General features: G+C 37.5%; 21 protein-coding genes and 1 pseudogene. 11 read left to right on the top strand and 11 right to left on the bottom strand.

Annotation, left to right across the window (positions count from 1 at the left end; translation table 11 throughout):
* Positions 1-8: 8 nt before the first annotated feature.
* The 3 genes from HX021_RS13500 to HX021_RS13510 are packed head-to-tail and all read right to left on the bottom strand — an operon-like array spanning position 9 to position 4,079.
* Complete coding sequence (locus HX021_RS13500; RefSeq protein ID WP_286590931.1) at positions 9-3,215, bottom strand: SusC/RagA family TonB-linked outer membrane protein; 3,207 nt, start codon at positions 3,213-3,215, stop codon at positions 9-11.
* The gene (locus tag HX021_RS13505) at positions 3,208-3,903 is read right to left on the bottom strand and encodes a TlpA family protein disulfide reductase (RefSeq protein WP_286590932.1); all 696 of its coding nucleotides are present in this window, start codon (positions 3,901-3,903) and stop codon (positions 3,208-3,210) included. Before HX021_RS13505 ends, HX021_RS13500 begins: the two co-directional genes overlap by 8 nt.
* 17 nt (positions 3,904-3,920) lie before the next feature.
* Positions 3,921-4,079 carry a hypothetical protein gene (locus HX021_RS13510; RefSeq protein ID WP_286590933.1) on the bottom strand — a complete coding sequence of 53 codons (159 nt, stop codon included), beginning with the start codon at positions 4,077-4,079 and terminating at the stop codon, positions 3,921-3,923.
* Between the two features lie 547 nt (positions 4,080-4,626).
* Between HX021_RS13510 and HX021_RS13515 the strand changes: the two genes are divergently transcribed.
* The 5 genes and pseudogenes from HX021_RS13515 (at position 4,627) to HX021_RS13530 (ending at position 8,186) form a co-directional block, all read left to right on the top strand.
* Positions 4,627-5,268, top strand: coding sequence for a hypothetical protein (locus HX021_RS13515; RefSeq protein WP_286590934.1), 642 nt, complete (start codon positions 4,627-4,629; stop codon positions 5,266-5,268).
* Between the two features lie 31 nt (positions 5,269-5,299).
* Positions 5,300-5,941: a hypothetical protein gene (locus HX021_RS13520; RefSeq protein WP_286590935.1), complete on the top strand. Its 642-nt coding sequence runs from the start codon at positions 5,300-5,302 to the stop codon at positions 5,939-5,941.
* A 318-nt stretch (positions 5,942-6,259) separates the two neighbouring features.
* A pseudogene (locus HX021_RS21705) lies at positions 6,260-6,385 on the top strand (double zinc ribbon domain-containing protein); the annotation flags it as partial.
* A gap of 48 nt (positions 6,386-6,433) precedes the next feature.
* The gene (locus tag HX021_RS13525) at positions 6,434-7,438 is read left to right on the top strand and encodes a hypothetical protein (protein ID WP_286590936.1); all 1,005 of its coding nucleotides are present in this window, start codon (positions 6,434-6,436) and stop codon (positions 7,436-7,438) included.
* Positions 7,428-8,186 carry a hypothetical protein gene (locus HX021_RS13530; protein ID WP_286590938.1) on the top strand — a complete coding sequence of 253 codons (759 nt, stop codon included), beginning with the start codon at positions 7,428-7,430 and terminating at the stop codon, positions 8,184-8,186. The genes HX021_RS13525 and HX021_RS13530 overlap by 11 nt, the downstream gene beginning before the upstream one ends.
* Before the next feature lie 287 nt (positions 8,187-8,473).
* Here HX021_RS13530 and HX021_RS13535 read toward each other — a convergent pair whose 3' ends face one another.
* From HX021_RS13535 to HX021_RS13560, 6 genes are all read right to left on the bottom strand, one after another.
* Positions 8,474-9,211, bottom strand: coding sequence for a UU032 domain-containing protein (locus HX021_RS13535; RefSeq protein WP_286590939.1), 738 nt, complete (start codon positions 9,209-9,211; stop codon positions 8,474-8,476).
* 23 nt (positions 9,212-9,234) lie between these two features.
* On the bottom strand, positions 9,235-9,708 hold the full coding sequence (locus tag HX021_RS13540) for a Panacea domain-containing protein (RefSeq protein ID WP_286590940.1): 474 nt from the start codon (positions 9,706-9,708) through the stop codon (positions 9,235-9,237).
* A gap of 547 nt (positions 9,709-10,255) precedes the next feature.
* Positions 10,256-12,154: a DUF2075 domain-containing protein gene (locus HX021_RS13545; RefSeq protein ID WP_286590942.1), complete on the bottom strand. Its 1,899-nt coding sequence runs from the start codon at positions 12,152-12,154 to the stop codon at positions 10,256-10,258.
* Complete coding sequence (locus HX021_RS13550; RefSeq protein ID WP_201670433.1) at positions 12,154-12,483, bottom strand: nucleotide pyrophosphohydrolase; 330 nt, start codon at positions 12,481-12,483, stop codon at positions 12,154-12,156. Before HX021_RS13550 ends, HX021_RS13545 begins: the two co-directional genes overlap by 1 nt.
* A gap of 256 nt (positions 12,484-12,739) precedes the next feature.
* The gene (locus HX021_RS13555) at positions 12,740-13,978 is read right to left on the bottom strand and encodes a hypothetical protein (protein WP_286590944.1); all 1,239 of its coding nucleotides are present in this window, start codon (positions 13,976-13,978) and stop codon (positions 12,740-12,742) included.
* A gap of 2 nt (positions 13,979-13,980) precedes the next feature.
* Positions 13,981-15,774 (bottom strand): hypothetical protein, encoded by a 1,794-nt coding sequence (locus HX021_RS13560; RefSeq protein WP_286590945.1) that lies wholly within the window; start codon positions 15,772-15,774, stop codon positions 13,981-13,983.
* 838 nt (positions 15,775-16,612) lie between these two features.
* Here HX021_RS13560 and HX021_RS13565 point away from each other — a divergent pair.
* From HX021_RS13565 to HX021_RS13590, 6 genes are all read left to right on the top strand, one after another.
* The gene (locus tag HX021_RS13565) at positions 16,613-17,140 is read left to right on the top strand and encodes a hypothetical protein (protein WP_286590946.1); all 528 of its coding nucleotides are present in this window, start codon (positions 16,613-16,615) and stop codon (positions 17,138-17,140) included.
* Positions 17,127-17,624 (top strand): hypothetical protein, encoded by a 498-nt coding sequence (locus HX021_RS13570; RefSeq protein ID WP_286590947.1) that lies wholly within the window; start codon positions 17,127-17,129, stop codon positions 17,622-17,624. The genes HX021_RS13565 and HX021_RS13570 overlap by 14 nt, the downstream gene beginning before the upstream one ends.
* 941 nt (positions 17,625-18,565) lie before the next feature.
* A complete protein-coding gene (locus tag HX021_RS13575; RefSeq protein ID WP_172392636.1) occupies positions 18,566-19,501 on the top strand; it encodes an arginase family protein in 936 nt (311 codons plus the stop codon).
* A gap of 410 nt (positions 19,502-19,911) precedes the next feature.
* Positions 19,912-20,532: a Crp/Fnr family transcriptional regulator gene (locus HX021_RS13580; RefSeq protein WP_172392635.1), complete on the top strand. Its 621-nt coding sequence runs from the start codon at positions 19,912-19,914 to the stop codon at positions 20,530-20,532.
* 67 nt (positions 20,533-20,599) lie between these two features.
* Complete coding sequence (locus HX021_RS13585; protein WP_286590949.1) at positions 20,600-21,118, top strand: Crp/Fnr family transcriptional regulator; 519 nt, start codon at positions 20,600-20,602, stop codon at positions 21,116-21,118.
* 125 nt (positions 21,119-21,243) lie between these two features.
* Entirely contained in the window at positions 21,244-22,227 is a 984-nt protein-coding gene (locus HX021_RS13590; RefSeq protein WP_246250354.1) for an SDR family oxidoreductase, read from the top strand.
* A 418-nt stretch (positions 22,228-22,645) separates the two neighbouring features.
* Here HX021_RS13590 and HX021_RS13595 read toward each other — a convergent pair whose 3' ends face one another.
* Both HX021_RS13595 and HX021_RS13600 read right to left on the bottom strand, forming a co-directional pair.
* On the bottom strand, positions 22,646-24,175 hold the full coding sequence (locus tag HX021_RS13595) for a GMC family oxidoreductase (RefSeq protein ID WP_172392633.1): 1,530 nt from the start codon (positions 24,173-24,175) through the stop codon (positions 22,646-22,648).
* Between the two features lie 316 nt (positions 24,176-24,491).
* A complete protein-coding gene (locus HX021_RS13600) occupies positions 24,492-25,019 on the bottom strand; it encodes a putative antibiotic biosynthesis monooxygenase (RefSeq protein WP_172392632.1) in 528 nt (175 codons plus the stop codon).
* Positions 25,020-25,027 lie beyond the last annotated feature (8 nt).

Genomic DNA, 25,027 nt, shown 5'->3' on the forward strand with positions numbered 1-25,027 from the left:
ACCATTATTTAAAAATGAACTGATAGCCCCAAGTTATAATTTCTAGCTGGGGGCATGTTGTTAAAATCGGGGTCTATTCCCCACTTGTTTGCTTTCCATAACAAAGCCACATTATTTACCGAAGCATAAAACTGAACCGGATATTTATGGGCTAGCCTCCATTGATACTGCAATCGGAGATCCTGTAGTCGTATTACATCTCCCCTACCAATATTTTCTTCGGAATACGCATAAAAATTATCCCGATTCGCGTTAGCCGGATAGGTCATCGACGGTACCGTTGTCCTCAACTCATCCCCCGGTTTTTGCCATCGTTGGTCATAATCTCCATGCGTACGCCAGCCATTAAAAAGGTCCTGATAACGTATGGTTTCCTTTTGGAAGAAATGACCAAACTTATAAGCAATATTCACCGTAAACATCCAAGACTTCCATATAAATGTCTGATTCAATGACCCATAATATGGCGGTATACCTGTACCATGGTAGATCAAATTTTGCATAGAGTCAGCTAACAGTTTGGTGTAATCTTTTGAGACTTCTCCTTTAAGATATCCTTGCGGATCACCATTCGTAGGGTCAAGTCCCATAAAGCGATACGAAAATACCGGATAAAGAGCTTTACCTTCCACGGGGGACAGATTTCGCCCGGCATAAGAGGTAAAGGTCGATGCACGCCACGTACCACCATAATATTTATCCACATTATCTTTATTGACAGTAAACAGTACTTTCGAGATCCATTTAAAAGTACCATCGATAATTTTAGCATTTAGATCTATGTCTATTCCTTTTCCCGAGGCCATAGCTACATTGCGTCTTACGGTACTAAAACCATAGGTCGGATCGATTGGATCTGAAGCAAAGAGATCAGTAGACTTTTTGAAATAAGCATCCGCAGACAGCGAGATTCTATTATTGAAAAGTGTCGCATCCAAGGCCACGTTAATCATACGTACATCCTCCCATCGAAGCGATGGATTGGGAAGGAGCGACACGATAGCACGCGGAAAAGTGCTAACATCGGTGTTTAGACCTGACATATAGGTTATGATCGGTAAACTTGTGGTCATGCCCCCAGAATTTCCGCTATGTCCCCATGTAGAGCGCAACTTCAGACCGTTGATAACATTGCTCTTTGGGAAAAAAGCTTCGTCCGAAACTTTCCAAGCCAGACCGGTAGACCAGAGTGGATTCCATTTATTGTTGGCATTTACCCCAAACAGATTGGAAGCATCCCTGCGTCCACTGACTGAAAAGATATAGCGTCCCTTGTAAGTATACGAAGCATTTCCAAACAACGAAACATAGCGCCGCGTCCGTTTATCAAAACCATTTGTATAGGGAATACGGCTCAAACCGCCAAGACCATCATAGATCGGATAGGCGTCCACAGGATTTACCAATTGACCGACATACAATTTTTCATCAAACCCATAAGTTGTAAATAAATTACTCTCTTCTGTCCTTGTAGACACCTCGGATCCGCCAAAAAAGTTAAGCTCATGCAGATTATTCCATTTTTGAGCAAAATTGAGTTGAATCCTTCCTTTATGGCTCGTAAAATCATTATTCCCATTGGTCAAAACCCCTCCGAAAGGTATGACCCGTTTTACAGAACCCTTGTCGATCTGCGTAAAGCGATTGATGAGATCACGGGTAAAGAAAGACTCCTGTCCACGCAATGTCCGGGTGCTTCCCAGCTGACCTTCAAAGCCATACTGGCCAGTAATATCCAGATTATCCCACAACTTGACCGATAATTTAAGGCCAGCATTCCAATAATTGGTATTATTGTTGGCTTTGGATTTACCAAATTCATCTAAGGGTTTATAAAGCCAATCCAGCAGCCCTTCGTTACGTGCAGCAACAGATTCCATATATCTAAAATTATACTGTGATGGAATGACCAAGGGATCACCGGAGTCATCCATCAACTGCGCATACGGATAGAGATTGGTCCTTCCTCCCCCCACGGATATGGGATAATCCGTGAGGCCAGGATTATAGCTATTCTGCATATTGGAATACATCAGATTGCTCTCCAGTCTAAACCGCTTCCAAAAATTCAGTTGATAGCTCCCATTAATCACAAGCCGCTGGCTAGCACTCTCTTTTTTGTTGAGCGCATTTCTGTCATAGCCAATCCCAATACGATATCCGCTCTGCACACCACTACCTGACAGGGCAATATTATTTTGACTAAGTATACCATTGCGATAAACATGACGGAGCAACTCATTGCGATAATCCAGCGTCTTATATTTTTCAATACGTGCATCCACTTCCTGTTGTGAGATCAGCCCATTCGTATGATCATGTAGTGCGTCCACTACTGGAGAAACAATACCACGATTGGAATTTGTACCATTCAATATAGTATTGTAAAAGCCCTTGTCAAACAGCATTCGCTCTACCTCAATAAATTCAGCCGAAGACATTTTGGGAGCATACATTAAATTAGGCTTTTCGGTCATGGTCAGATTGGACGAAAAGTCAACAGTCATTCCTTTACGCCTTCCATGATTTTTGAGTTTGATCACGATCACGCCATTCCCAGCACGGGCACCCCAGACCGACGTTGCCGCCGCATCTTTAAGTAGTGTAACCGTCTCCACATCATTGGGATTGATGGAATTGATATCCCCTTCAAAGGGCAGGTCGTTGACAATAATCAATGGCCCCATCAGTGCAGTCGAAAGCGTATTGATACCTCGAATATTGATCTGATTGGTACCGTTACGTCGATCCATCTGCAAAGCTGAAAAATTACCTTCTAACCGATCCAGTATATTCCCCGAAGACGTTCTTTGCATAATTACCTTGTCATCCACCTGTGCAAAAGCACCCGTAGCCCGATCTTTAGGGATGCGTTGATAGCCTGTTTCTACCATCACCTCCTCGAGTTGGTTCGTTTTTTTAGCGAGGATAATCCGAAGGGTATTATTTTTGGCTTCAGAAAGCAGAATAATCTGAGTATTGTACGCCGTATGACTTATGGTCAACTGTTCATTAAGATCTGTAGTCGCGAATTGAAACTTTCCTTCGCGATCCGTCCTTATTTGCAGCTTAGCCATGGTCAATTTGATAGTTGCACCAGCAATAGGCTGGTCAGTCTCATCCAACACCGTACCGATGTATTTGTGCTGTGCTTTTACCTCGTTGAAAAATAAAAGCAGCATAGAGAGAAGCAGGTAAGTCAATAATCTATTCATAGTTTCCCTGCCCCCTTAACAAGTCGATTACATCATCAATCTGTTTTTTATTTACGAAGGTATATCCTGTGATAGCCAGCACTGTACCACGCGGTGAGATCCACACATACCTCGGAATTGAAGCGTGTGGAAATAAACGAATCAGGTATTCATCCTCATAGACCGTAGGCAGGGAGCTCCCTCCTATTCTGGACAGATTCTCAGTATATGTCTTTTTGATTTTGGCAAGGTCATCCCGCCGATGTTTAGTATTGACAAGTACCATAGCCAACGTATCTGCATAACGTTGGCTCAGCTTCTCCCCTTTTGGCATTTGCGTAAGACACATTCCACACCATGAAGCCCAGAAGTCCAAGATGATCAGCTTACCTTTCAGATGCGTTAAATCTGTAATAATTGGATTTCCATCTTTAAAAATTTTATACTGTCGTGTATAGAAATCATCTGGAACTCTATCTCCCACATTGATCGCAGCAATAGAAAGAAGCCCATTGGCCCCGCTGTCCTTGCGGGGCGTCTGAGCCGATAAACTAAACATAGAAACTAGGATAAATCCCATCAGAAACGTCTCTTTGCCTTTCAACACTTTGAACAGTACGCTATCCGTACTTAAATAGTGCTTAACACGTACTTGAAGTATATAGGTTATATAAAGCCTTACAAAGGCTAGTAATCTTGGGGTATTCATAATTTGTTTATTAGTGGTTATTTCGATAACCGACTGAAAAACTCAGCAACTTTTTTGCTCAATTCCATCTTTTTTCCAATGCGCTCTTTCGCGTCTGTTGACCCAGCATAATCGACCTTATGGACATCATAAATCATCCAGTCAAAAGCAAATTGTAGGGCTAAAATCCTGTTCATTTTTCAGTAAGTAAATCCGTAACCGAAAGTACATAGCATCCCCTCTCCGATCGAAATCAGCTCTTATTGGGAGCCTGATGTTACTCAGTTCACATTTGTAATAATTAATTCATTCTGGGAGCCAAACCGCGTTTGAATGAGGGGTCACAGGTGTATAATATTGGCGTTACGCAGTTCATGGCAAGAGAAACCAAACCTTATTTGGTCAAACCAGCCGAGCTACTCGGGGGCCGTGATGATGTTTTTTGATCTTTGTTTTTTGTTCATAACTCGTTTATAAAACGAGTCTTGTCGGTTGGTGGCCTAATGATAAATGTGGGGCTACAAACCGTACCTGAAATAAAGTTCTCACGCCTTACACAACACGGATTTACAGTAGCGCCCACATCTATCTTACATGCAAATATAGCATAAAAGTATAGACGTGGGTATTTAAACTACTGCCTTGCGTTGTGGCGTGAGAAATTACAGGCGCAAGACTCTTGATTTAAACACCTAAACTATATAGATGACTGATCTAATATCTTTCTAAAACAAAGATACAAAAGTGGTTTTTAAAAATCAAATTATTACCTATAAATATGATACACATTTTTCTTTACCAACTTGGAAAATGGCAAAATCAGTTTTTATCTTTCCTATACAACTCTTCAATATTAACGCTGTTAGACGTATAAGAATTCACTTCAATTTATCTGCTAGCCAGCTTTCCAAAGGCATTGGAAAAAGCTCCAATTATATTGGAACAATGGAAAATGAACAGAATGAAGGAAGCTATAGTGACGAAGTCTTATCAGATATAATACTTTATATAAATAAATATATCAATGAAAATCCTAGTTTAGAATTAGAGTTTAAAGGAAAAAATCATTATACAATTTATGATTTATATCCTTCAGAAGTACTAAGCAACGAAAAAGTAGCTAAAAAGGTCCACGCGATTCCTCCTGGATCCGGCCCAACTATAACTTTAAATGCTATAATAGAAGCAACAGATTTTTTTAAAACTTCTCATACGTTAAAAGAAATTGTTGAAGAGTGTAATAGAGTTCAGAATAAAAATTGGGTTTCTCAAGATTTTACCCAACCTTTGGAAAATGCAGTGAAAGGTAAAAACAAAAGACTTAAAGTAATGCTTAGAGGCGATCTTAACACATATATTCTTATCGGTAAGCAGAAAAAGGATTAGTATCTTTGTAGTCAAAGAAATGGCCAATTTTATGCAAGTTGATCTTAAATTTAAAATAATTAACATTACTGCCATGCCACGTATAGAGGTCGAAAAAACACTCAATGTATTTCTTTTGAGGAAGAAAAGAGGTTATAGTCAATTCGAGCTTTCTTTTCTCATGGGCCAACGCGACTTTTATGTTCGTGATGCTGAAGATCTCACCCATACTTTAATTTACTCCGTACCATTTACCAATATATTTCGTGAAATTTTTGATTGTGTTATTGATCAAATAGTGCCTGATATCACTAACTCAGAATATACAATTCAAATATCTGCATCCAAGAATAAATCTGACTTAGTTGTTTATAAAGCTGAAAAACTTTTCAAAGATGGCCGAATTGAACTTATAGCGACCTTATCTGCCGAACCAAAAGATTTATTACTCGAATCCCCAAGTATAATCACAGAACAATCGGTTAAAGATTGGGTATTGCACCAAATCTCCACAGGATATTTTACCGGGCCTAAAAACGCCTTACAGATTCTCAAAGATTGTGAGAAAGAGCTTGGAAGCACAATACGTCCGTTGTTTCTGGCGAATGCCTTAAAGGCTTGCAATGGTACAAAAGGAACTCCTAAGTTGACAAATAAAAAGGATGGGAATGGGAGGTTTGTATATGCTTTGTAACTTAATAGACTCTAGGAAATACTTCTTTAAACTTCTAAAATATATATTGAATTCATTAAAGATTGGATACATGCATGTATTTACATATTAATTTTAGCATTAAGAAAACTACAAGAGTGTTAATGATCATCTAATATTCCATTCTTTTTTACCACGCAAAGTAGAAGATTACCCGTAAATGTCGCCATCATTTGGGGGATATATGTACGGTTAATAAATATTTTTCATTTTATTATATGCAACAATACAACATTATATAAACTTAAAGCGTAAAATGATCAAAAAATCTTTAACTTTACGCAAACCTATTTGATTATTATGGAAATTATATGTTTTTCTTGCTCGACTGCCGTACCAAATAGTTCCGTTTTTTGTTCTAATTGTGGCTGCAAATTAAAATGTGAAAACTGTAATTCAATACTTAGTAAGGACGCTAAGTTCTGTAGTAATTGTGGCCATCCGACGACCAACGCCAATACCTATAAGGCAGCGATGAATACCATAAAATTTCGAAAAAATGAAGCAGAGACCTCCTATGAAATTTCATTTACTGATGATGTCGGAAAAGACGGGATAAAAGAACTAGTGGCTGCAATAGCTAATAATAAAGCCATTTCAGTGAGCCCTTTTGAGAATGCCTCTTATTTAAGTCTTCCACATACCTCTAGAATAAACGAGACAACGATAAGTAATAATGAAATAGAGAATTCCGAGTGGCAGACTAATGTCGAGCAACAAGAAGCGACCTTGGCCCCACGGCCTAGTCAAAATATGAGTTCATCTATTGGAGAAGTACCGCATGTAAATGATTTAGAAAATTCTACTGTATTTGAATGCTCGGAAAGTGAATGGATTTCAGTTTATGCATTTTATGAAAGTGAACAGGGTACCAAAACATTTTCACAAGATTCTGTAAAGGAACGATATTTAAAAAAACGCAAAACACCAAGCCGGCAAAGAAATTTTCTACGCGAGTGGAAGAAGTTATTTTCAGAAACTATCCAAACAGTCAATGAAAATGAATTTAAATTTAAACCTTCAGGCCTAGAAAAGATTTTATCGCTCATAAAAGGTGAACGCTCTAATGGTAGACCATTCAAAAGTCCGAAAAAGAAAACTACGGCCTCTTCAAATCGCAAAACATCAGTTAAACCCGTAGAGATTATGGAATTTGATATATTTAAAGGAGAGAGTAAAACGTCGTTGGAAGAGTTTCTAAAGCAACATCAACCATCTACATCCAGCGAAAAAATTCTTTTAATAGCATATTATGCACACATAATAAATAATACAGATAGCTTTTTAGAAGGAAATATTGATTATGCATTTAGAGCATTAAATATGAAAGATAGGCCAAATCATTTACGGCAGACTATTAACAATATTAAAAATACAAAAAAATGGTTTAAGGATCACCCAAACGGGGGGTGGACTGTAGAGAGAGTGGGTGAAATCCACATCGACAGATTACGAATGGAAGAAAAAGATGGAAGATAATCAAAAGCTTGGTCAATTTATAGACAGAATAGATGGTTTTGAGAAATTATCTCAATTAGAACAAGTCAAACTTATTGCATATTTCTATTGCATAACTGAAGTGAAGGAGGTATTCTCAACAGCAGAAATCAGGTCTAGTTTCGTGAATAACGACATAAATCCTCCTACTAATATTTCTGACTGTATTGGCAGAATGTTGAGAGGGAAGCCTCCTGTCTTTGTTAAAAAAAATGGCCAATATTCCTTTCACAGAATTAGCAAAAAAGAGCTTGACAGTATATATCTCGATAACAAACATACTCAGCAAATCTCTTCAAGTTTGAGGCAGTTGTTAACCAAGATAACAAGCGAGGAGCAGAAGACCTTCCTAGAAGAAGCAATTTCTTGTTTTGAGATTAAGAGCTTTCGTGCTGCAACAATAATGTGTTGGCTTTTAACTATGGATGTCCTTTATGAGTTCATTTTAAAAAGCTACCTTACCGATTTTAATACTGCAATACAATCACAAGGGAAATATAAAAAAATTACTATCTCGAAGAAAGAGCATTTTTCTGACATTAAAGAAAACGACTTTATTGAACTACTACGTGTAGCAAGATTAATTTCCAATGATGTACGGAAGATTTTAGACGAAAAGCTAGGAACTCGTAATACCGCTGCTCATCCAAACACAGTCATAGTAAAAGAAAGTAAAGCAATAAATTTTATTGAAGATTTGATTGAAAATGTAATTGTTAGGTTCCAATAAGTTATATAACAATTAATTCTGAACCGATTATTAAAAGATAGCAAATGAAAACTCTAGTTTAAGAAATGTAAAAACCAAAGCTATAAGCTATTCTTTTAGTACATACAATTATAATTAATTGAAGTTCGAAAACTCGGTGGCCCGCAGACGTCACTGCTTTTAAGATGCCTCGAAAGGAATTTATTGCTAACATTTGTGTCAGGGATAAGCTGAAGATTATAAATAGTCTACACTTATGAAAGTAATTCCATAGTTATAATATAAAATAGGATGATCTTTTATGCGAACTAATCTGAATTATTCAAAATGAATAATTCCACTATTTCAGAGACACTTTTGTCAATTGTCAAATCTTGAAATTGTTGGTAATAGTCGTCATCTAATTGAAAATAAACAAAATTTCCAACGTTAAACCGATGTTGTAAACTTGATATTTCAGCTTTAAAAGTACATTTTTCACAAAAACACTTTTTACTTTTTAGTCTATCCAGTTCGGCGATAAGAGAAGTGTACTTACAAGGGAGAACAGAAGTTTTATCAACCCTATAATTATATTTGCCTCCAGCAGGCTGGATATTATGCTTGGGATCAAGTAAAACAACATGAAAAATAGTTTGATTTACATCCCAAAAGCCGACAACCCGACCATTAGCTTTACTTATTTGAAATTGATAAAACGGAAATTCTACTTCGTTTTTTATTATATTCTCGTCAATCCAATTTAAGTCGTCTCTTTTAATTGGAATGTTCCTAGAGTTCCAATCGATCAAATGGTATCTATATCCCTCTTTTTCTTGTAGATTTGTATTAAAAACATTAATTTCCTTAGAACTAATATCCTGTAATCTCAAGAGTAATGCTGCAAACCAATTAGAGCTTTCATCCTTCAATCCAAAATATTCTATTTGCCTAAAGTACTTGAAAGAGAATGCCCATCCTGAATTATGATTGGGCTTATAGTTACTGACTGGTTTATTATGCTTAGGAAGTACACCTGCCGCCTCTCTTATTCTGTTTTCGGACATTCTACAATTAACTACCTAATCTTTTAATTATTTAATCTTTGTCTATAATAATTTGCCATCGTTTCCTCTGATAATACGTTCGTACATCTTTGATATGGACTAATGCCTCCTCTAGCTTCCAGCCATGGCTTTTCCCGATGTGTTAATTCTTCTAATTCAGATCCTGAAAGTGAAGCATAAACTTCAAGAACAGAATTGAGATGATTAATTATATCTTGATCTAAATTTTTATTAAAGTCAGAGGTTTTAATATCAACCAAACCCAACTCCGCATAAATAGAATGACTATCTTTATATAAGTTGTAGATTTCCCTATTCACAGGTCCATGAACCCAAGCTTCAAACTTTCCATCAAAAGCAGGTTTACCATTAAATGCAAGATACCAAGCTTGTACATAATACAATAACTTTTGGTGCTTTAATACACTGAGATCTTGGTTACCATCAGTTTTACAAGCACTTATGATATAATCGGAGATTGCATTAATTGAGTACATATTATTTATTTTAAAATTTCATTAAAATATTAACTTCGTAAGTTTAATAAGGTTTAAAATAGCACTAATTCTATTACGAACTTATAAAAAAGGGAGCCTTCCTTCACACACTTAAACATTTTTCCCACACAATATTATAACATTCGCATAATATTACCAAATAACCTATACCACCTAGCGTCGTTGGCCTTTACTGATTAGCAACGATTATATAAAGTATATAAAGGCAAAAAAAATGCCAATAACATAATTTTTAAGCTGTTTTTAGAGACATTTCTTTCTCTACCATTACGGGCTTCGGTCAAAGAAAGTTAAGCAAGCGTAGGGGCTCGTTTCAAATTGTAACATTTTTAAATATTATTAACTTTGTAAAATTACAACTCCGTACTTAGACTTTAACAATCCATCAGTACCCGTATCATGAGACAATGTACCTAATAACGAATATTAACTTTAGTCTTACCACTGAAAGTTCAAAAGGAAAGATTCGAAGCATAGACTACTAGAAATATCAGTTGTTTATTTATTGAAAAAAGAAATAAATAACTTACTTCCTCACCCTACTTCTAAAATACCGTTCAGTCTCCTTATCCATAAAATAAACATAGCAAGCTTTCATACCCCGTCCCAAAAGAACACGGTAAGTATTCTTCACCAGCTGTAAAAAATCAGGTCCTTTTACCGCACTATCGTGCGAATGTTCAGGAAAACCCTCCCATTCTGCCGTGTCCGGATTATAGCGTAGATCAGTACCAAAGATCACTCCTGCATAATCAAACTCAAAGCCCTGTGCGGTATAAATACATCCGACCTGATCGATTCCTGCATCTTCATAGGCCCAGTATTGGGATTTTGGAATACCACGACGCATGCCCTTCGTCTTTTCATTCGCATTCCAGGGGCGAATATAATCCCCCACAACGACATCTTTGTGCAATTCTCCATCGGCATCGGCCTGCTGAGTCCAAGGCCAGCAGAACCCTGCCATCATACGCCCTGAATAGCCTTCGGCAACTTTATCGCGAATAGCCTGCTCCACGGCATGCGGGCTGTCCATAATCTGGAATTCGAAATTGTCTTCCTGCTTCCATTCGGTCGTTGCCGTTTCACGAATATGCAATGTATGATCTATCCATTGGCTGTATTTTTCTGATCCACCGTTACGGAACTGAGACTCTAGATTATATTCGTAAACTGTACAACCCATTTTCTCAGCCTGCTGGCGAATAAAGATAGACTGCCCAATCTCTCCCCTCCGCACGGCTTGATAGTCGTCTACAAAAAACACGGAGATCCGCGCTGCACGAAGAAGATCTTCAATCTGTAAGCGGCCTGTGGATTTGAAAGGATAACCGGTACGTTCGCGTATGCGATGTGCCTCATCCATCAGTAATACATCAATGCTATTGGGTTCGGCATCGCCATAGGACATAAAATATTTGAGCAGGCTATTGGCTTCTTTGCCTAGGATCTTACGCAAGGTCTCTGTAAATGATTTCGAACCTGTTGCATAGTGCGCATTGATATTGCTCGCAGTAAGATCGGCCAATAACTGCAAGCCCACGACAGACTTACCTGTGCCAGCGCCTCCCTTGACGATAACCGCATATTTTTGATTGTCCTTTGCTTTCTTGGCAAGAGACATCACCGTATCATATACAATCAGCTGTTCATCCAAAAGGATATAATCTCCCTTGGCCTTTACCTGGCCGAAGAGCTGCAATTCGCCTTTCAGTTTTTGCTTAATAACACCGGAAACCTGTTTGAGCAGCTTCTTCGATGGTCGCAACTTACTCTGTTCGACCTCTTGGAGAATACTCATCCCCTCGCCTGCTCCTACGCGGCTATAGATAAAGGCAGAAAGCTGGCTGCTGTCTTCAGATCCATACATTGGAAAACGTTTGACGGCTTCTTCAAATCGCTGATCCTGAAGGGTGGTATCGTTTGATATATTATAATTGTGTAAATAGCTACAAGCTGATACTTGGATAGGCTCTTTTTCTTGGTAAAAAGCGCTGTTATTTTCCTTGAGATAATATAGGTAGTTCCCCACCTGGATACTTGGGTGTAACACAGATCGATGACCACCTCCTACCCAGGTAAGGACATAATCGGAATCGTAGTCGGTAAACTCGCATTTCTCCCACTGCTTGAGTTCGACGATCACTGCTTGCTTATGCTGCTGTTCATCGTGACCGTAGATAACGACATCGATACGTTTGGCACTTAAGGGAAGCTTGTACTCCACCATGACACCCTGATCTTGTAGATTCTGGCGCTCCATGATATAGGAAAGTCGAAACAATGAATTGCGCCATGACATGGCTTCATTGTGCGACGGATTGTATCCGAACTGTTTTAAAAACTGCTCTCTAAGTAAATCGACAAGTTTATTTTCTGTATTGAGATGGATAAAATCACTTGCCGAACCAGCGTATAATCTCATTATAGTTCGTTGTATTTTTTTGCGGTTCCCTTGGCTTTTTCGACCGGATATTTTTCGTTATTGAGTTTCATCTTGTCCTCCACGATCTGCTTGACATCAAGTCCATGCTTATCCGCCAGCAAAAGAGCATACATCAGTACATCGGCAAGCTCATTTTTCAGCTTATCTGGATTGGCATCTTCGTTGCCTTTCCACAGGAAAAGCTCCAGTAGCTCGGAAGCTTCAATGCTCAATGCCACTGCAAGATCCTTGGAGTTGTGAAACTGCTCCCAATCTCTGGCATCTCTGAACGCTCTGATCTGTGCTATTAACTGCTGAATATCGGACATGATAAAAATCGTTTAACTACTGAATGGCCTTTGTCCAAATATCCGAAATATTGTTTAGGAATAAAAGGGCGTTGAAGAAATCCAGTGCTTTTGAAGTCTGGTTCGGAATCTGCATGATTGAAAGTACATGTAATTGATAGATGATAGAATCGCCCTTCAAAAAAATCGTTCATTAAATTTGGCTGTTCATGATACATGAACAGCCAAATTTAATGAACGATTCGGGATCTTAAAAGCTCATATAGCTTTCTTCTTATCAAATCTGTATAAACTCGTCGAAACAGTCTGTTTTACCAAAAAGATAATTAGCGATGGATGCACTGTTTTTGACATTGTCTTCCGGACGTACAAAAAGCTTGATATATCCGAAAAGGGAACCGCAGCCGGCAGTTTCGAACAGCGTACGGAGCCGTTGATCATGCTCAATATCATAATCCAAAAATGCGGTGACCCGGTCTATCATCAGATATTTTGCGTCTTCTTTTTCCAACCCTACGAGCTCCTTGAGCTTTGTCCCTTCGGGAGTACCTTCATTTGTCAGAAAAAGAAAGGTCCGTATCACCCATTTATCACCATGATAGCTCACCAGAAAATAGCCAACTTTGTGCCGGGCACAGTAACAGGCGATAAGTACCTGTCCACGATATACGATTACCTCCGGTGTATCGTAAATAAAGGTCTTAGCAAGATAAACCTGTACGTACCCTTTGGGACTATAGGTACGCTCCTCAAAACGATTGAGCGCATGATGCTGTATATAGAGTGGTTTGGCTTCTGTATCGGAAATATGCGTAATACCGAACCGCGCCGGATCGAATTGTACCCATTGCGTCCAGTCGCCTACGAAAACCGGAGCATCGCCGACAGCTACAATTGGCCGCGTGATGCCATCGATCTCCTGCTTATCTAATTTATTTTTCAGCCGGCGCAAACGGATCTGATTTCGCCCCCCGGGCTTCGTCAGTGCGAGATCGGATACATCAAACTGCAAAGTCCCTTTAACAGGATCGTAAAACTGCTCATTCGTAAAACTTAATGTGCAAAATGTCTGATGCTTCATTGGTAAAAGCCAGTCGCCTGACATGAAATAGGGTGCAAAAGCAGCCCTCATCTTGACATGCTCTTTAATACAACTGATAGAAATGAGCTCGACGAAATGAACAATTAGCGCTAAATCCGTAAAAAAAGTTGAAATGGATATTTCTTCGCCCGATGGTAGGATCAGCATGCATTTTTTGATAAGACCTGTAATACTTGACCGATAGTTTTCCCTACTCTGAGCGTCGGGGATAACGTCTTCATCAATAATGATCTTTAGCGCCGGATAGCGATTTTTATAAAACTGTGCCAATAGCTGAGGGGAAAGCATCTCGAAGTAGCCCTGGCCAACCATCTTTTCGAAAAGTAGCTTCATCGACTTTGTAAAGGCATGATATCTCTCTCGTGTCTCTTTAGCGGTATTAACTGGAGCTTTAGTTTTCTTTTTCCTTTTCATATTTAGGTCCCCCCTTCTTCATAAGGATTTTGAGCAGCAATAATCAATGATTCTGCCAACAGCATAAACATGTGTTTTTTAGTCTGTGATTCAATAGCATAGCCAGCATCCAGAAGTGTTGGCACCAACATGTCATATATCTCCTTGGTTTTTCCGACTTTCTGCTCTACAGCATTCATATTATCGCCTGACCGCATGTAAACATGTACCAAATAGTCGATTAGCTTTTGTTGCTCGCTGTCGCTATAAGGATAGTTATACCATTCTTCGATGGCATCCTCCAGCACCATCACCCACGTACTTATTTTATTAAACTTTTGGCGCTCAACATAATGTTTCTGATCTGTCAAGTGCTCAATCTCAAACATCAATAGTGTCATCACATCGTTATGCTGGTAAGCATGATCCAGAATACGGATTAGATCGCTCTTTTTGACATCACCCGTATCGGTAATCGTGAGCTCATCTGTCATCTGCTGCATAAGCGTATGATAAAGTTCGACCACTTTTGGGGGTTTGTCCATTTCCCCTTTTTCGGTAAAATGCGATAAAGGTGTAAACCCGAGACGATCTTGTAGGTATTGGCCCAAGATCGCTCCACTCTCTCTACTTCCGTCTAGTTTGTCCAAGGGCAGATTCATATCGGGGACAACCATATTTAGGATCCGGCCAAATTCTTGCATCCCTAAATCGCCTACATAGGGCCGCTGCGTGTAACTGGTATAAAATTCGAGCTGATCTGCACTTGGTGTACACAGCTCAAAGGATTGATCGCAGACCGTAATAATAGCTTCCGTCAGCATTTGCTCCTCTTCGTCAGTTAGCGTAAATCTTTTCTTTTGCTCATGCAGCTGCTGTGCCATCCAAAAATATGCCTCTGCCAAAAGATTTGCGGAGTTTCCCATAACCCGATAATAACAAGCTTTGACCTCCTGCTCACGTGCCTTACTCTTAATTCGATCCTCCTTGAGGTCTAAATATTCTTCTTTGACCTCGTAAAACTTGTCGATCAGTTGATTTCGGTTGAAACAGCGCGCAATAATCCTTAAGCAATTCATTTGTTCCTCAGAAAATACATCATCTTCTAAATGAGCGAAAGCACTCTCGAAAGTCCGTTTGACTGCATCTAGGGGCTGAGACTCTACACTTACGGAAATACCCATGCTTTGCAGCATGAGACATTCACACAGATGAGTAAAACGCTGGTCGCTTACCTGATAGCTCTTAACTTCAAGCAGCATGGCATCAATGGAGTTCAATAGTTGCCCATCAACATTCGAGACAAAAAAATCTAGCGAACTTTGCGTTTCTGTAGCAACATCCATTGCAAATTTCCTCAATACTGGGTAACGGTCTGCCATATCCAGCAAATGGCTGGGTCGGATATACAAGTCTAAATAATCCGATTCGCCCTCCTCTGGTTCATAGGCCATGATGTGATCATTCTGCCAAAATAGACGACATTGCCCTTCAGTATAGCGGCTTTGTTCCTGCCCATTGGCAAATCTAGTAAGACAGTTTTCAAGCACTTGTATATGAAAGGTGACGATGGGCTGAGTGGGAATAGTGTATATTTCTTTTTCCTCTTCCATAAAGCAGTTGGAGAAGCAGGCGGTAATATTGTTGCCATAGATGTAATGGCATTTGAATGTAGAATCGTCAAAGATATATTCTTGAAAAGTGAAGATCGGCTCCAGACCTGTGGGATTAGAATCGACACAAACGTTTGGTAACTCTGGCTTATCACTAAGAAAAACTTGTAAAACGGGATGTTGATCTGCTGACTCTAGGTTCATATGGATATTGGTTAAAATAGTTCATGATTCGCACAGCGCAGCTGCAGAAATCATATCAGAAAAATATCGCTTAACGAATAGTCAATAACTTGGCTAAACTGTTTATAACTTTAAGATAGGAAATTTAATCAATTAAGCAAATAAGTATTAAATAATTAAGCGCTTACTGTGTTTTTTTTTAGTTTTGAATGTAGCTAACTAGGAGTAGATTAATCTTGGCAATTAGAGATTATTTCGAACTTGAGCCATAGCTTATTAAGGGGTAATCAAATCTATCGAAATATGTTACGAAAAATATTTGTTAATTGCATTATCGCATTTATTCTCTTTCCGATTCTTATTTTTATTAGGGATTTACTAGTTCCTTCAGTTGAATGGAACAACAGTATAGCTATTCCAAAGTTTTTATCTTTTCTTTATGATACTGGTTACCCATATATTTCTATTGCATTCTTACTCATAATTCTTTTACCCTTTCAATTGATAAAGAATTATTTTAACAAGAAAGGTAAACATTTGAGTTTATTAAATAGAGTAGGGATTTTTAGCGTGCTCTTTATACTGATGATCTTCATTTTATGGGGAAGAGATGTGGTGTCTGTTGTTTTGTTTTATTATCTATTAATAAGTGTAGTCATAGCAACACTGCTTTATTTCTTTGTAGACAGATATGAAGAGAGAAAATTCCAAATAGACTAATCATCATCATGAAGTAACCTCAAACTACCGCATCGATAAAAGTCGTGTTTATGTAATGGCATCTCTCAAATTTGCGCACTCAAGATCACTGCTCCACTGATGACGAAATCTCAATACACGAAACAGGACGAATAGAAAAATGATCATTGAAGGCCAAATAATAAACCGTCCCTATTCTGGAGAATACGAAGAAAGAATCTATGATAATAATAGCCCATGGAATTCCCAGAATTGGACATATATCAAATTTACAAATGATGATTATTCAGAGTGGTGTGGTGTTTTTAGGGGTTTTCCAAAAGATGTATCGATTTCTCTAGTAAAAAATATCGTCTTGGTTTTGACCTCAGATTACCTATATCAACTTAATGCTATCAATGGAGACCTAGTGGATTTAGAGGAACAACCACAATATAGAAACTTAACTGCAACACCTTTCGGGGATTTTATCTTATCAGACTATTATAATGTTATTAGGATCATAAATAGTATACAACATAAAGAGACGATTTCAAGCCCAATTGAGATGGACGATATCAAGTTCACAACTTGGAGTGGACCTATACTTGAGTTTACCTGTGATGAGTTTTGTAATTGGGACAGGCACTTGGATATGATTTATGATAGTGAAAAAAATAAAATTGAGATCAAGAATGAAGATAACTGATTTTGAAATTACAGGCAACAATGGAATTGTTTCTAAATCGTTCAACAATTTAAGAATTAAAAGTTTTGCTGAAGCCTGTCAATGGGTGGAAAGCCTCGATTATAAACGCAACCACAATAAAAATAATAAACTGGTTTTGTTTGATGAGTTATGTGGAACTTGCAGTACAAAACATGCACTCTTGAAAAGATTGGCTGATGAAAATGAGGACAACAGTCTAAGGCTTATATTGGGCATTTTCACCATGAATAGTAAAAATACTCCTGCTATCAAGGATGTTCTAACCAATTATGATCTAAGATATATTCCCGAAGCCCACAATTATCTGCGAAATCATAATCACATCTTGGACTTTACTGGCATTGGGGTCAACATCGACATTATATCCAAACTACATATTCCTGTCATTTTGGAGGAGTCTTTTTCGTGTATCATTTATTTTTCTTTATATATTCCGTCCAAAGTTGGATATCCTCTTCATTGAAAAACATTTGTTGAGTTCCAGTGAAACGAATTAGATACTTCATAGTTGTATCATAATAGATAAAGACACCATACATACCTTTCATTGGCCCTGTAGTGACGGTCACGCCATCACCAATTTTAAACTTGAGGTCCTTATACATACTTTTTTTTTGTTTTTTTTTCGTACGTCTACTTTCTTTTCTAGACAATATGGTATCTTGTTCACTGAATTTCAATATTGACAATTTTTTCGATCCGTGATATGATCGTGATTCTGTATTTAGCGAGCTATTAATCCTTCGTGTAGACGCTACGGTATTTGCCCCGATAAAGAAACAAAAAACAGCAATTGCAGTAGTTTTAAAGTTCATTTTAATAAGAAAATTAACACATCATTAGTAAATTCAAAAGGTATTATACACCTTAGCCCTCCTTTATTACGTAGCCAAGTACAGGTATAAATAGTACCGATATAATTTATAACATTCCAAAATTAAGATTTGATTGTCTTTTATTTCTTTAACTAGTTAAAGAAATAAAATTAATATCTCTCGATCATATGCGTACGGAAAGATTACCGGTGGAAAGTGTAAACCACCGAAAAAACGAAACTAGCCCCAAAGTTTCTAACCAATATTCGTTAAAAAAGATGGGAAATAGATTTTTGATATCAACATATTTAATTAGAGCACGACTGCAATCAACTTTTAAAATTGTAACACGATCAGATTACAGCAAAAAAACTTTATTTCGCAAAATTCACAACCAAGAAACATACCTATATAAATCATCACTTGCGTGCAAAACGATTAGGAAAAACGCATAAAAACTAGAGGCGAAAGCCAATTATGTGATTCTGATCACACATTTATTTCATATGATATATCTAATTTTGAATTTAATTAAGTAATCAGGTAAAAATACCTCAAATATTATTTCCGTCTAAAGAACATAATAAATATGAAAAACAACAATTTATTTAATAATAAAGAAAACCATAGAGAGGTGTACTCTACCCTTCGCCTTTTATTCCCACAATGGCAAGGTGGTAATAATGCAGCCTATATATTCGGTTCAGAAATGCTTGATTGGCTAGCGCCGCATACCGACGGTCCTGTTGAAAAAGTCACCGTCCAGAATCCAAGTAATGTTCCGTTGGAGGTAGAAGATGGTATTGTAGCTAAAGAAGCACTACTTACGCAAGCGCAAGATGCACGTAAGCTAATTGAGAAACATAACCCCGAGCGAATCGTAATTTTAGGTGGAGACTGTCTAGTATCATTATCCCCTTTTGCGTACTTGAATAAAAAATACAACGGAGATCTAGCAATATTATGGGTAGACACGCATCCCGATGTGATGAATAAGTCAGTTTATCAAAATGGACACGCTATGGTTATGGGGAACCTTTTGGGACAAGGGGATGAAGATTTTGTAAATTTGGTGCCTCAACCAGTAAAACCCAGCCATGTTATGTTTGCTGGCGTACGTGAGACCCTCCCTGAGCTGCCTGAAGTGCGTATTATGGAAAAGAATTTCTTCGAACACTTTCAATTACGTAGTGTAAGTCCCGAAGAATTAGCGAATAACAATACATCTGTTATCGATTGGTTAAAGGAAATCGGTGTTCGAAACATTGCTATACACGTCGATCTCGATGTACTTGACCCGAAGCTGTTTCGTTCTCTATTGTTTTCTAATCCAGATCCATCGTTACCTAGTATAATCGGATCTCCATCTGGAGGAATGACTATGACACAAGTTACGAAACTCCTTTCCGAAGTATCAGAGCATGTGGAAGTTGTGGGACTGAGCATTACGGAACATTTGCCCTGGGATGCGATGGCACTAAAAAATATGCTTTCTAATCTACCTTTGATAGGCGGAAAGAAGTAGGGATGCAAACTTGTCCGAATAATCTTTAATAATATTGTTTGGACAAGTTGGCTCAAAAGTTAATGGTTTGACTGGATTAAAAGGATTCCATTTTTACTAAAGCAAAATTACTTTTACTCTCAAACCCTTTATTTTAAAATAACTTCATTTTCTAACGCTACCTTTGATTAAATCTCAGAAAACGCAGAACAGGACTTCCCTCTGTTTGTTCATTTGCTTAGGCAGTCTTAACATTCTCCCAATTTATACCATAAAGGAATTACCTCTTCATTAACATTCCTCGAGTGACCGTTGCATCGAATTACTAAATTCGTCTCTAATTTCTTTTTATTGGCAGAAAACAACATCCCTTCTTTAATACGAATTACATTTATTTTTATTAAATTTATTGTATTTTTATCAGGATTGCGATGTTACGAAAACATATCGAGGATATTGTACCGTTAAATGACGATGAATTTCAATTTATCAAAGAATTTTTTGATATTAAATTCTACAAGAAAGGTTCTTTTATAATAGAAGTGGACCAGCATGTAAAACACGTCTTTTTAGTAAAATCGGGACTTTTAAAATTGATTTATCACGATTCCTCTGGGAAGGAACATATTATTTCGTTTGCTATGGAAGAGTGGTGGGAAACAGATTATTCGGCCTGGTTCTCAGGACATCCCGCTAAGTTAAGTCTGAAATGTATAGAGCACACCGAAGTTTATTGTCTTTCTTTAGATAGTTACCATATTCTTTGCAGTAAGCTTCAGAAAATGGAATCGTTTTTCCTTCATAAAGCTAATAGAGGACATCTGGCATCACAAAATAGAATACTGTCATTTCTGACCGATTCTCCTCACGAAAAGTACTCACGATTGCTCTCCGTCCAACCAGCACTTATACAACGTGTTCCTAAAGCAACGCTAGCAGCATATCTTGGTTTGTCTCGTGAAACATTGAGTAGATTATGGCGTACAAGTAAAGCAAATCGCAATCTGATAGTATTAGTAGGTTTAAAAGTTTTATTAATAAATTTAATTTAACAAAATGTATCAGATACTATTCAATTACATTCATAATTATTCTCAAATGATCCTTACATCAGAGGAAATGGAATTGATAAAAAATACATTTCAACCAAAAAAATTGAGAAAAAGACAATATTTCTTACAAGAAGGAGATATCTCGAAATTTACCGCCTTTATTACGAAAGGGGCTATGCGGCAATACTACGTTGATGAAAAAGGAGTAGAAAATGTTATAAACCTTTTTATAGAAAATTATTGGGCTACTGATAGGAAAAGCTTTTTTGATCTTAAACCCTCTATTTTTTACATCGACGCTTGGGAAAACACAGATTTACTGATCATAACCAGAGCAGATATGGCCGAGTTAATGAAAAAAATCCCCGCCATAAACGAAATGATCCGAATAATGGACGACAAGAATGCTATTGCTTCACAAAATAGAATTAATGCCGCCATAAGTATTTCGGCAGAAATGAGATATGAAAATTTTCTAAAGTCATATCCACAATTTATTCAACGATTTCCACAGCATCAAATTGCATCATTTTTAGGTATCACAAAAGAGACACTAAGCCGCATCAAAAAAAAAACACTCAAATAGGCCCCTGTCTTTGCTGCACTTGATAATAAATATCATTGATCAATATCAATGATATTTATTATCTTTTATCATCGTCCCACTCTCCGCACCTAACGTAATTTTACACTGAATAACTTACCAACAAAATGTCTGATTATACAGATTGGTGGAAGCAGTTCTCTATTTTAAAAACTACTACAAACCAATATGTAAGACATATTGCAACAAAGAAATTGTTTACAATTAATTTAAAAACAGATAAAATAATGAGTAAAAAAGTCGTATTAATCACCGGAACAAATAGTGGATTTGGATGGCTTACAGCGAATAGCCTTGCTTCCCTTGGATATACCGTATACGGAACCATGCGCGATACTAATGGGAAAAACGCTGACAGAGCAAAAGCCCTAGCGCGTGTCGAAAATGTAACAGTCTTGGATGTATCATTAACAGATGAAAAAAGTGTTAAAAACGCTATTGAAACGATCGTCGCCAAAGAAGGTACAATCGACATTCTGATAAATAATGCAGGGGTAACAATGTTTGGTATCACTGAAAGTGCCAGCCCCTCTGATGTAAACAAAGTATTTGATGTCAACGTAATCGCTCCATGGAGACTGATGAAATTAGCATTACCCTTTATGCGCAAACAAGGAGAAGGTTTAATAATTAATATATCAAGTGGCTACGGAAGATTCTCATCACCTTTCTTTGGTGTATACAGTGCATCAAAATTTGCTTTAGAAGGACTTAGCGAAAGCTCACACTATGAACTACGACCATTGGGAGTAGATGTAGCAATTATTCAGCCAGGCGGCTTTCCTACTGAAATGTCGCAGAAAATTCAATATGGTTCGGATGCTTCAGTTATTGATGAATATAAACCTTTAGCAGAGTTTCCGGAAAAAATGTTTGCTGCAATGGGGCAAATGTTTGATACGATCAAACCAAATCCACAAGAAGTTGCGGATGCAGTGATAAAATTAGTTAGCTTACCTCAAGGACAAAGACCATTGAGAACAGTTGTGGATCCAAGTATCGGTGAAATTACTAAAAAAGCAAACGATGCTGTACATCAACAGTATACAAAAGTTTTAACTGCCTATGGATTAGAAGATCTTTTGAATTAAACACCTTAACATACACAGCAAATTAATCAAAGAATTAACTGGATAATAAAAAGAGCTACCTTAATATTTGGATAGCTCTTTTTTTATTCGGAAATCTTTCATACAAAAAATTACATTATTAATTCTGGCTATATAATATCATTGCCAAATAACAACTTTTAAACTCGCAACTCCGCACTCTAAGTCAGAGTAGTCAGCTATCGAAATCAGCTGCAAACAATTAATATATACTTTTTACAATTTAATATGGCCCTAACAATTAGGATGGCTCTAGAATCAGATTTCGTCCAATAATTGTAGAGTAGCCAATGGTCTAATATTTATAATGCAATTATAGGCATCCAGCTTCGATATAAAAACTTATTTATAATCAATCAGGGAATATTATTCAAAAATTATAGTCACTATAAGAAACAGCTCACTTTACTATAGATTTTAGTATGGTATCAGCTATTCTTTCAGCTATAGCAATCACGGTTACATTTGTGGCAACGGAAATAATGTCCGGGAAAATAGATGCATCTACAACGCGAAGGGATTGAATGTGATGCACCCTACCCTCTAAATCAACTACAGCCTCTTTTGAGTCAATTGAACCCATTGGTGCGCTTGAGGTGGGATGAGAATAACTGGCAATATTTCTCTTTATGGCCATTGCTAAATCTTTATCTGACTTTATATTAGCGCCAGGAGCAATCTCTGAATGTATCAAATTAGATAATGGGGCTGTTCCAGCAATTTTTCTAGCTAATTTAGCCCCTTCTATCATTCGGTCGAGATCTGAATCATCATTTAAGAAATTTAAATCTACCTTAGGATTGACAGTGGGATTTGTAGTCTCAATCCAAACTTTTCCTTTCGAATTTGGTGTCGTTACAGACACAGCTAATACAAATCCCTTTCCAGTAGGGCTCCATTCGTCGGGAAATAAATGAGTCGCCGTAATATGAAGATCTAATTCTCTTTCTTTAGAAGTTGATGTTGATGTCCATAGTTTTGCGCCAATGGGTGGCGAATTCGTTTCAACCATTTCTTTATGAAGGGCATAAGCTGCATAATGAAAAGGATGATCTTTTATATTTTTACCAACAGGAAGGTCAGCATTCACAGTTATTGATAGTTTCTCTAAATCATTTTTATCTCCAATACCAGAACGAAGTAATATTGCTGCACTTCCAAAAGTTCCGCCTGAAATAATAATTTCATTACCTAAAAATTCAACTCCGTTAGCTAACACAATCCCAATAGCTTTCTTTTCTTTAATCAATACTTTGTCAACTACCGCCTGCGAAAGGATCGTGAGATTTTTTCTTTCCCGGACAGCATTGGTTAAATATGCCATTCCTGTATTGACTCGTACACCATTAACAACATTCATACGATATGGACCGACACCATTAGCATTGGCACTATCAAAATCGTTGATTAATTGGTATCCAACTTGAACCGTCGCATCAACAAAAGCCTTTTGAACATTTGTTATGTCACTCCGTAATAACTGCCGAACGGGCAATGGTCCATCAAAACCATGAAGCCCCTTATCTCCCGAATCACTTGCCTCTAATTTCTTAAAATATGGAAGAAGCTCATCAAACGACCAGCCAGGAAGATTCCATCTTTTTAAGTCTTCGGGCCGCGCACGAAGAGCCACAGCACCATTAATGGCCGAACTTCCACCTAAAATTTTCCCCCTTGGCAAATCTATTCTATTTCCATAAAAGGTGGGTTCCGATTGAATGCCCCAATCATGTACAGCCTCCCCCCCTACATTATTTGCACTTGAAATTGTACTGGGGTATCCCCATGCTGGGTAATCATTTCCCCCTTCTATAAGTAAGACATTTAAATTACCATTTTCACTCAAACGTGATGCCATCACAGCTCCAGCGGAGCCAGCACCAACGACTATAAAGTCATATTTTGCACGCAGCTTTTTTGAATTTCTCATAATATCTAATGTATAGTGTAAATTATATCCTAGAATATGCCTTTACAATCTCATGACCAAATGTGTAGTTGGACCATATTAATGATTGTTTTTTTACTCATGGCTCAAAAGATTTTTTTGACTCTAGGTAGAGTACTACTCTTCAATTTTAGAATTATAGTATTGTCCGATTCTACATAATAAATATGCATCAGATTAATGCTCAAATTCGATGATAAAAGATAAAAAGTACAATTGACTTTTGTCAACATTGGACAATAACCTACAGTAAGTCTCATCAAGGCCTAAATCGACATAGATTAACTAAATTCAAAATTTAGTCAATCTCTAACCATCCCTTAAATAACTTTAGAATCAATGGCATTGCAAAGTAGACCATACAGATAGATATTATTGTTCCAATTAGGACACCAGCCACAAATGTTGACGAAATGCCTAAATGCGTTAGAATTAGTTGCACTAAAATCGGAATAACTTGTGTAAGCGGGTAAACTGCAATTATAGAAACTACTACTTGTTTCCATTTCTTTATCGTCTTTTTAGACGAAATATCAAACCAAAAATTATCATGTTCATGCAGTATTTCTCGCCTTTCTATGGCAATTCGTTCAAGTTCTTGCAGCAATTTCTTTCTTGTAGCCGAACATAGCCATTTCTGTGCATTTGCTTTGTTATCAAACCGTAATACAACAGAATGATACGGTTGCTTCGGATTAAGTGGCAAATCAGTTTTATCTAAAAAGCCATCGGCAAGTTGACTGTTCGCATCCATCCTTTCTCTCCATTCATCGAATTTTTGACGTTCTGCAAGCAGCTTATATCGAACAATAATAGTGCTGTTCATAATCTATA

It is taken from the genome of Sphingobacterium sp. N143 (assembly GCF_030325625.1).
Classification (GTDB): domain Bacteria; phylum Bacteroidota; class Bacteroidia; order Sphingobacteriales; family Sphingobacteriaceae; genus Sphingobacterium.

Excerpts from the sequence above, each read along its gene's own strand:
- HX021_RS13500 (WP_286590931.1), bottom strand. The coding sequence starts at position 3,215 with ATGAATAGATTATTGACTTACCTGCTTCTCTCTATGCTGCTTTTATTT.
- HX021_RS13505 (WP_286590932.1), bottom strand. The coding sequence starts at position 3,903 with ATGAATACCCCAAGATTACTAGCCTTTGTAAGGCTTTATATAACCTAT.
- HX021_RS13510 (WP_286590933.1), bottom strand. The coding sequence starts at position 4,079 with ATGAACAGGATTTTAGCCCTACAATTTGCTTTTGACTGGATGATTTAT.
- HX021_RS13520 (WP_286590935.1), top strand. The coding sequence starts at position 5,300 with ATGCAAGTTGATCTTAAATTTAAAATAATTAACATTACTGCCATGCCA.
- HX021_RS13525 (WP_286590936.1), top strand. The coding sequence starts at position 6,434 with ATGAATACCATAAAATTTCGAAAAAATGAAGCAGAGACCTCCTATGAA.
- HX021_RS13530 (WP_286590938.1), top strand. The coding sequence starts at position 7,428 with ATGGAAGATAATCAAAAGCTTGGTCAATTTATAGACAGAATAGATGGT.
- HX021_RS13535 (WP_286590939.1), bottom strand. The coding sequence starts at position 9,211 with ATGTCCGAAAACAGAATAAGAGAGGCGGCAGGTGTACTTCCTAAGCAT.
- HX021_RS13540 (WP_286590940.1), bottom strand. The coding sequence starts at position 9,708 with ATGTACTCAATTAATGCAATCTCCGATTATATCATAAGTGCTTGTAAA.
- HX021_RS13545 (WP_286590942.1), bottom strand. The coding sequence starts at position 12,154 with ATGAGATTATACGCTGGTTCGGCAAGTGATTTTATCCATCTCAATACA.
- HX021_RS13550 (WP_201670433.1), bottom strand. The coding sequence starts at position 12,483 with ATGTCCGATATTCAGCAGTTAATAGCACAGATCAGAGCGTTCAGAGAT.
- HX021_RS13555 (WP_286590944.1), bottom strand. The coding sequence starts at position 13,978 with ATGAAAAGGAAAAAGAAAACTAAAGCTCCAGTTAATACCGCTAAAGAG.
- HX021_RS13560 (WP_286590945.1), bottom strand. The coding sequence starts at position 15,774 with ATGAACCTAGAGTCAGCAGATCAACATCCCGTTTTACAAGTTTTTCTT.
- HX021_RS13565 (WP_286590946.1), top strand. The coding sequence starts at position 16,613 with ATGATCATTGAAGGCCAAATAATAAACCGTCCCTATTCTGGAGAATAC.
- HX021_RS13570 (WP_286590947.1), top strand. The coding sequence starts at position 17,127 with ATGAAGATAACTGATTTTGAAATTACAGGCAACAATGGAATTGTTTCT.
- HX021_RS13575 (WP_172392636.1), top strand. The coding sequence starts at position 18,566 with ATGAAAAACAACAATTTATTTAATAATAAAGAAAACCATAGAGAGGTG.
- HX021_RS13580 (WP_172392635.1), top strand. The coding sequence starts at position 19,912 with ATGTTACGAAAACATATCGAGGATATTGTACCGTTAAATGACGATGAA.
- HX021_RS13585 (WP_286590949.1), top strand. The coding sequence starts at position 20,600 with ATGGAATTGATAAAAAATACATTTCAACCAAAAAAATTGAGAAAAAGA.
- HX021_RS13590 (WP_246250354.1), top strand. The coding sequence starts at position 21,244 with ATGTCTGATTATACAGATTGGTGGAAGCAGTTCTCTATTTTAAAAACT.
- HX021_RS13595 (WP_172392633.1), bottom strand. The coding sequence starts at position 24,175 with ATGAGAAATTCAAAAAAGCTGCGTGCAAAATATGACTTTATAGTCGTT.
- HX021_RS13600 (WP_172392632.1), bottom strand. The coding sequence starts at position 25,019 with ATGAACAGCACTATTATTGTTCGATATAAGCTGCTTGCAGAACGTCAA.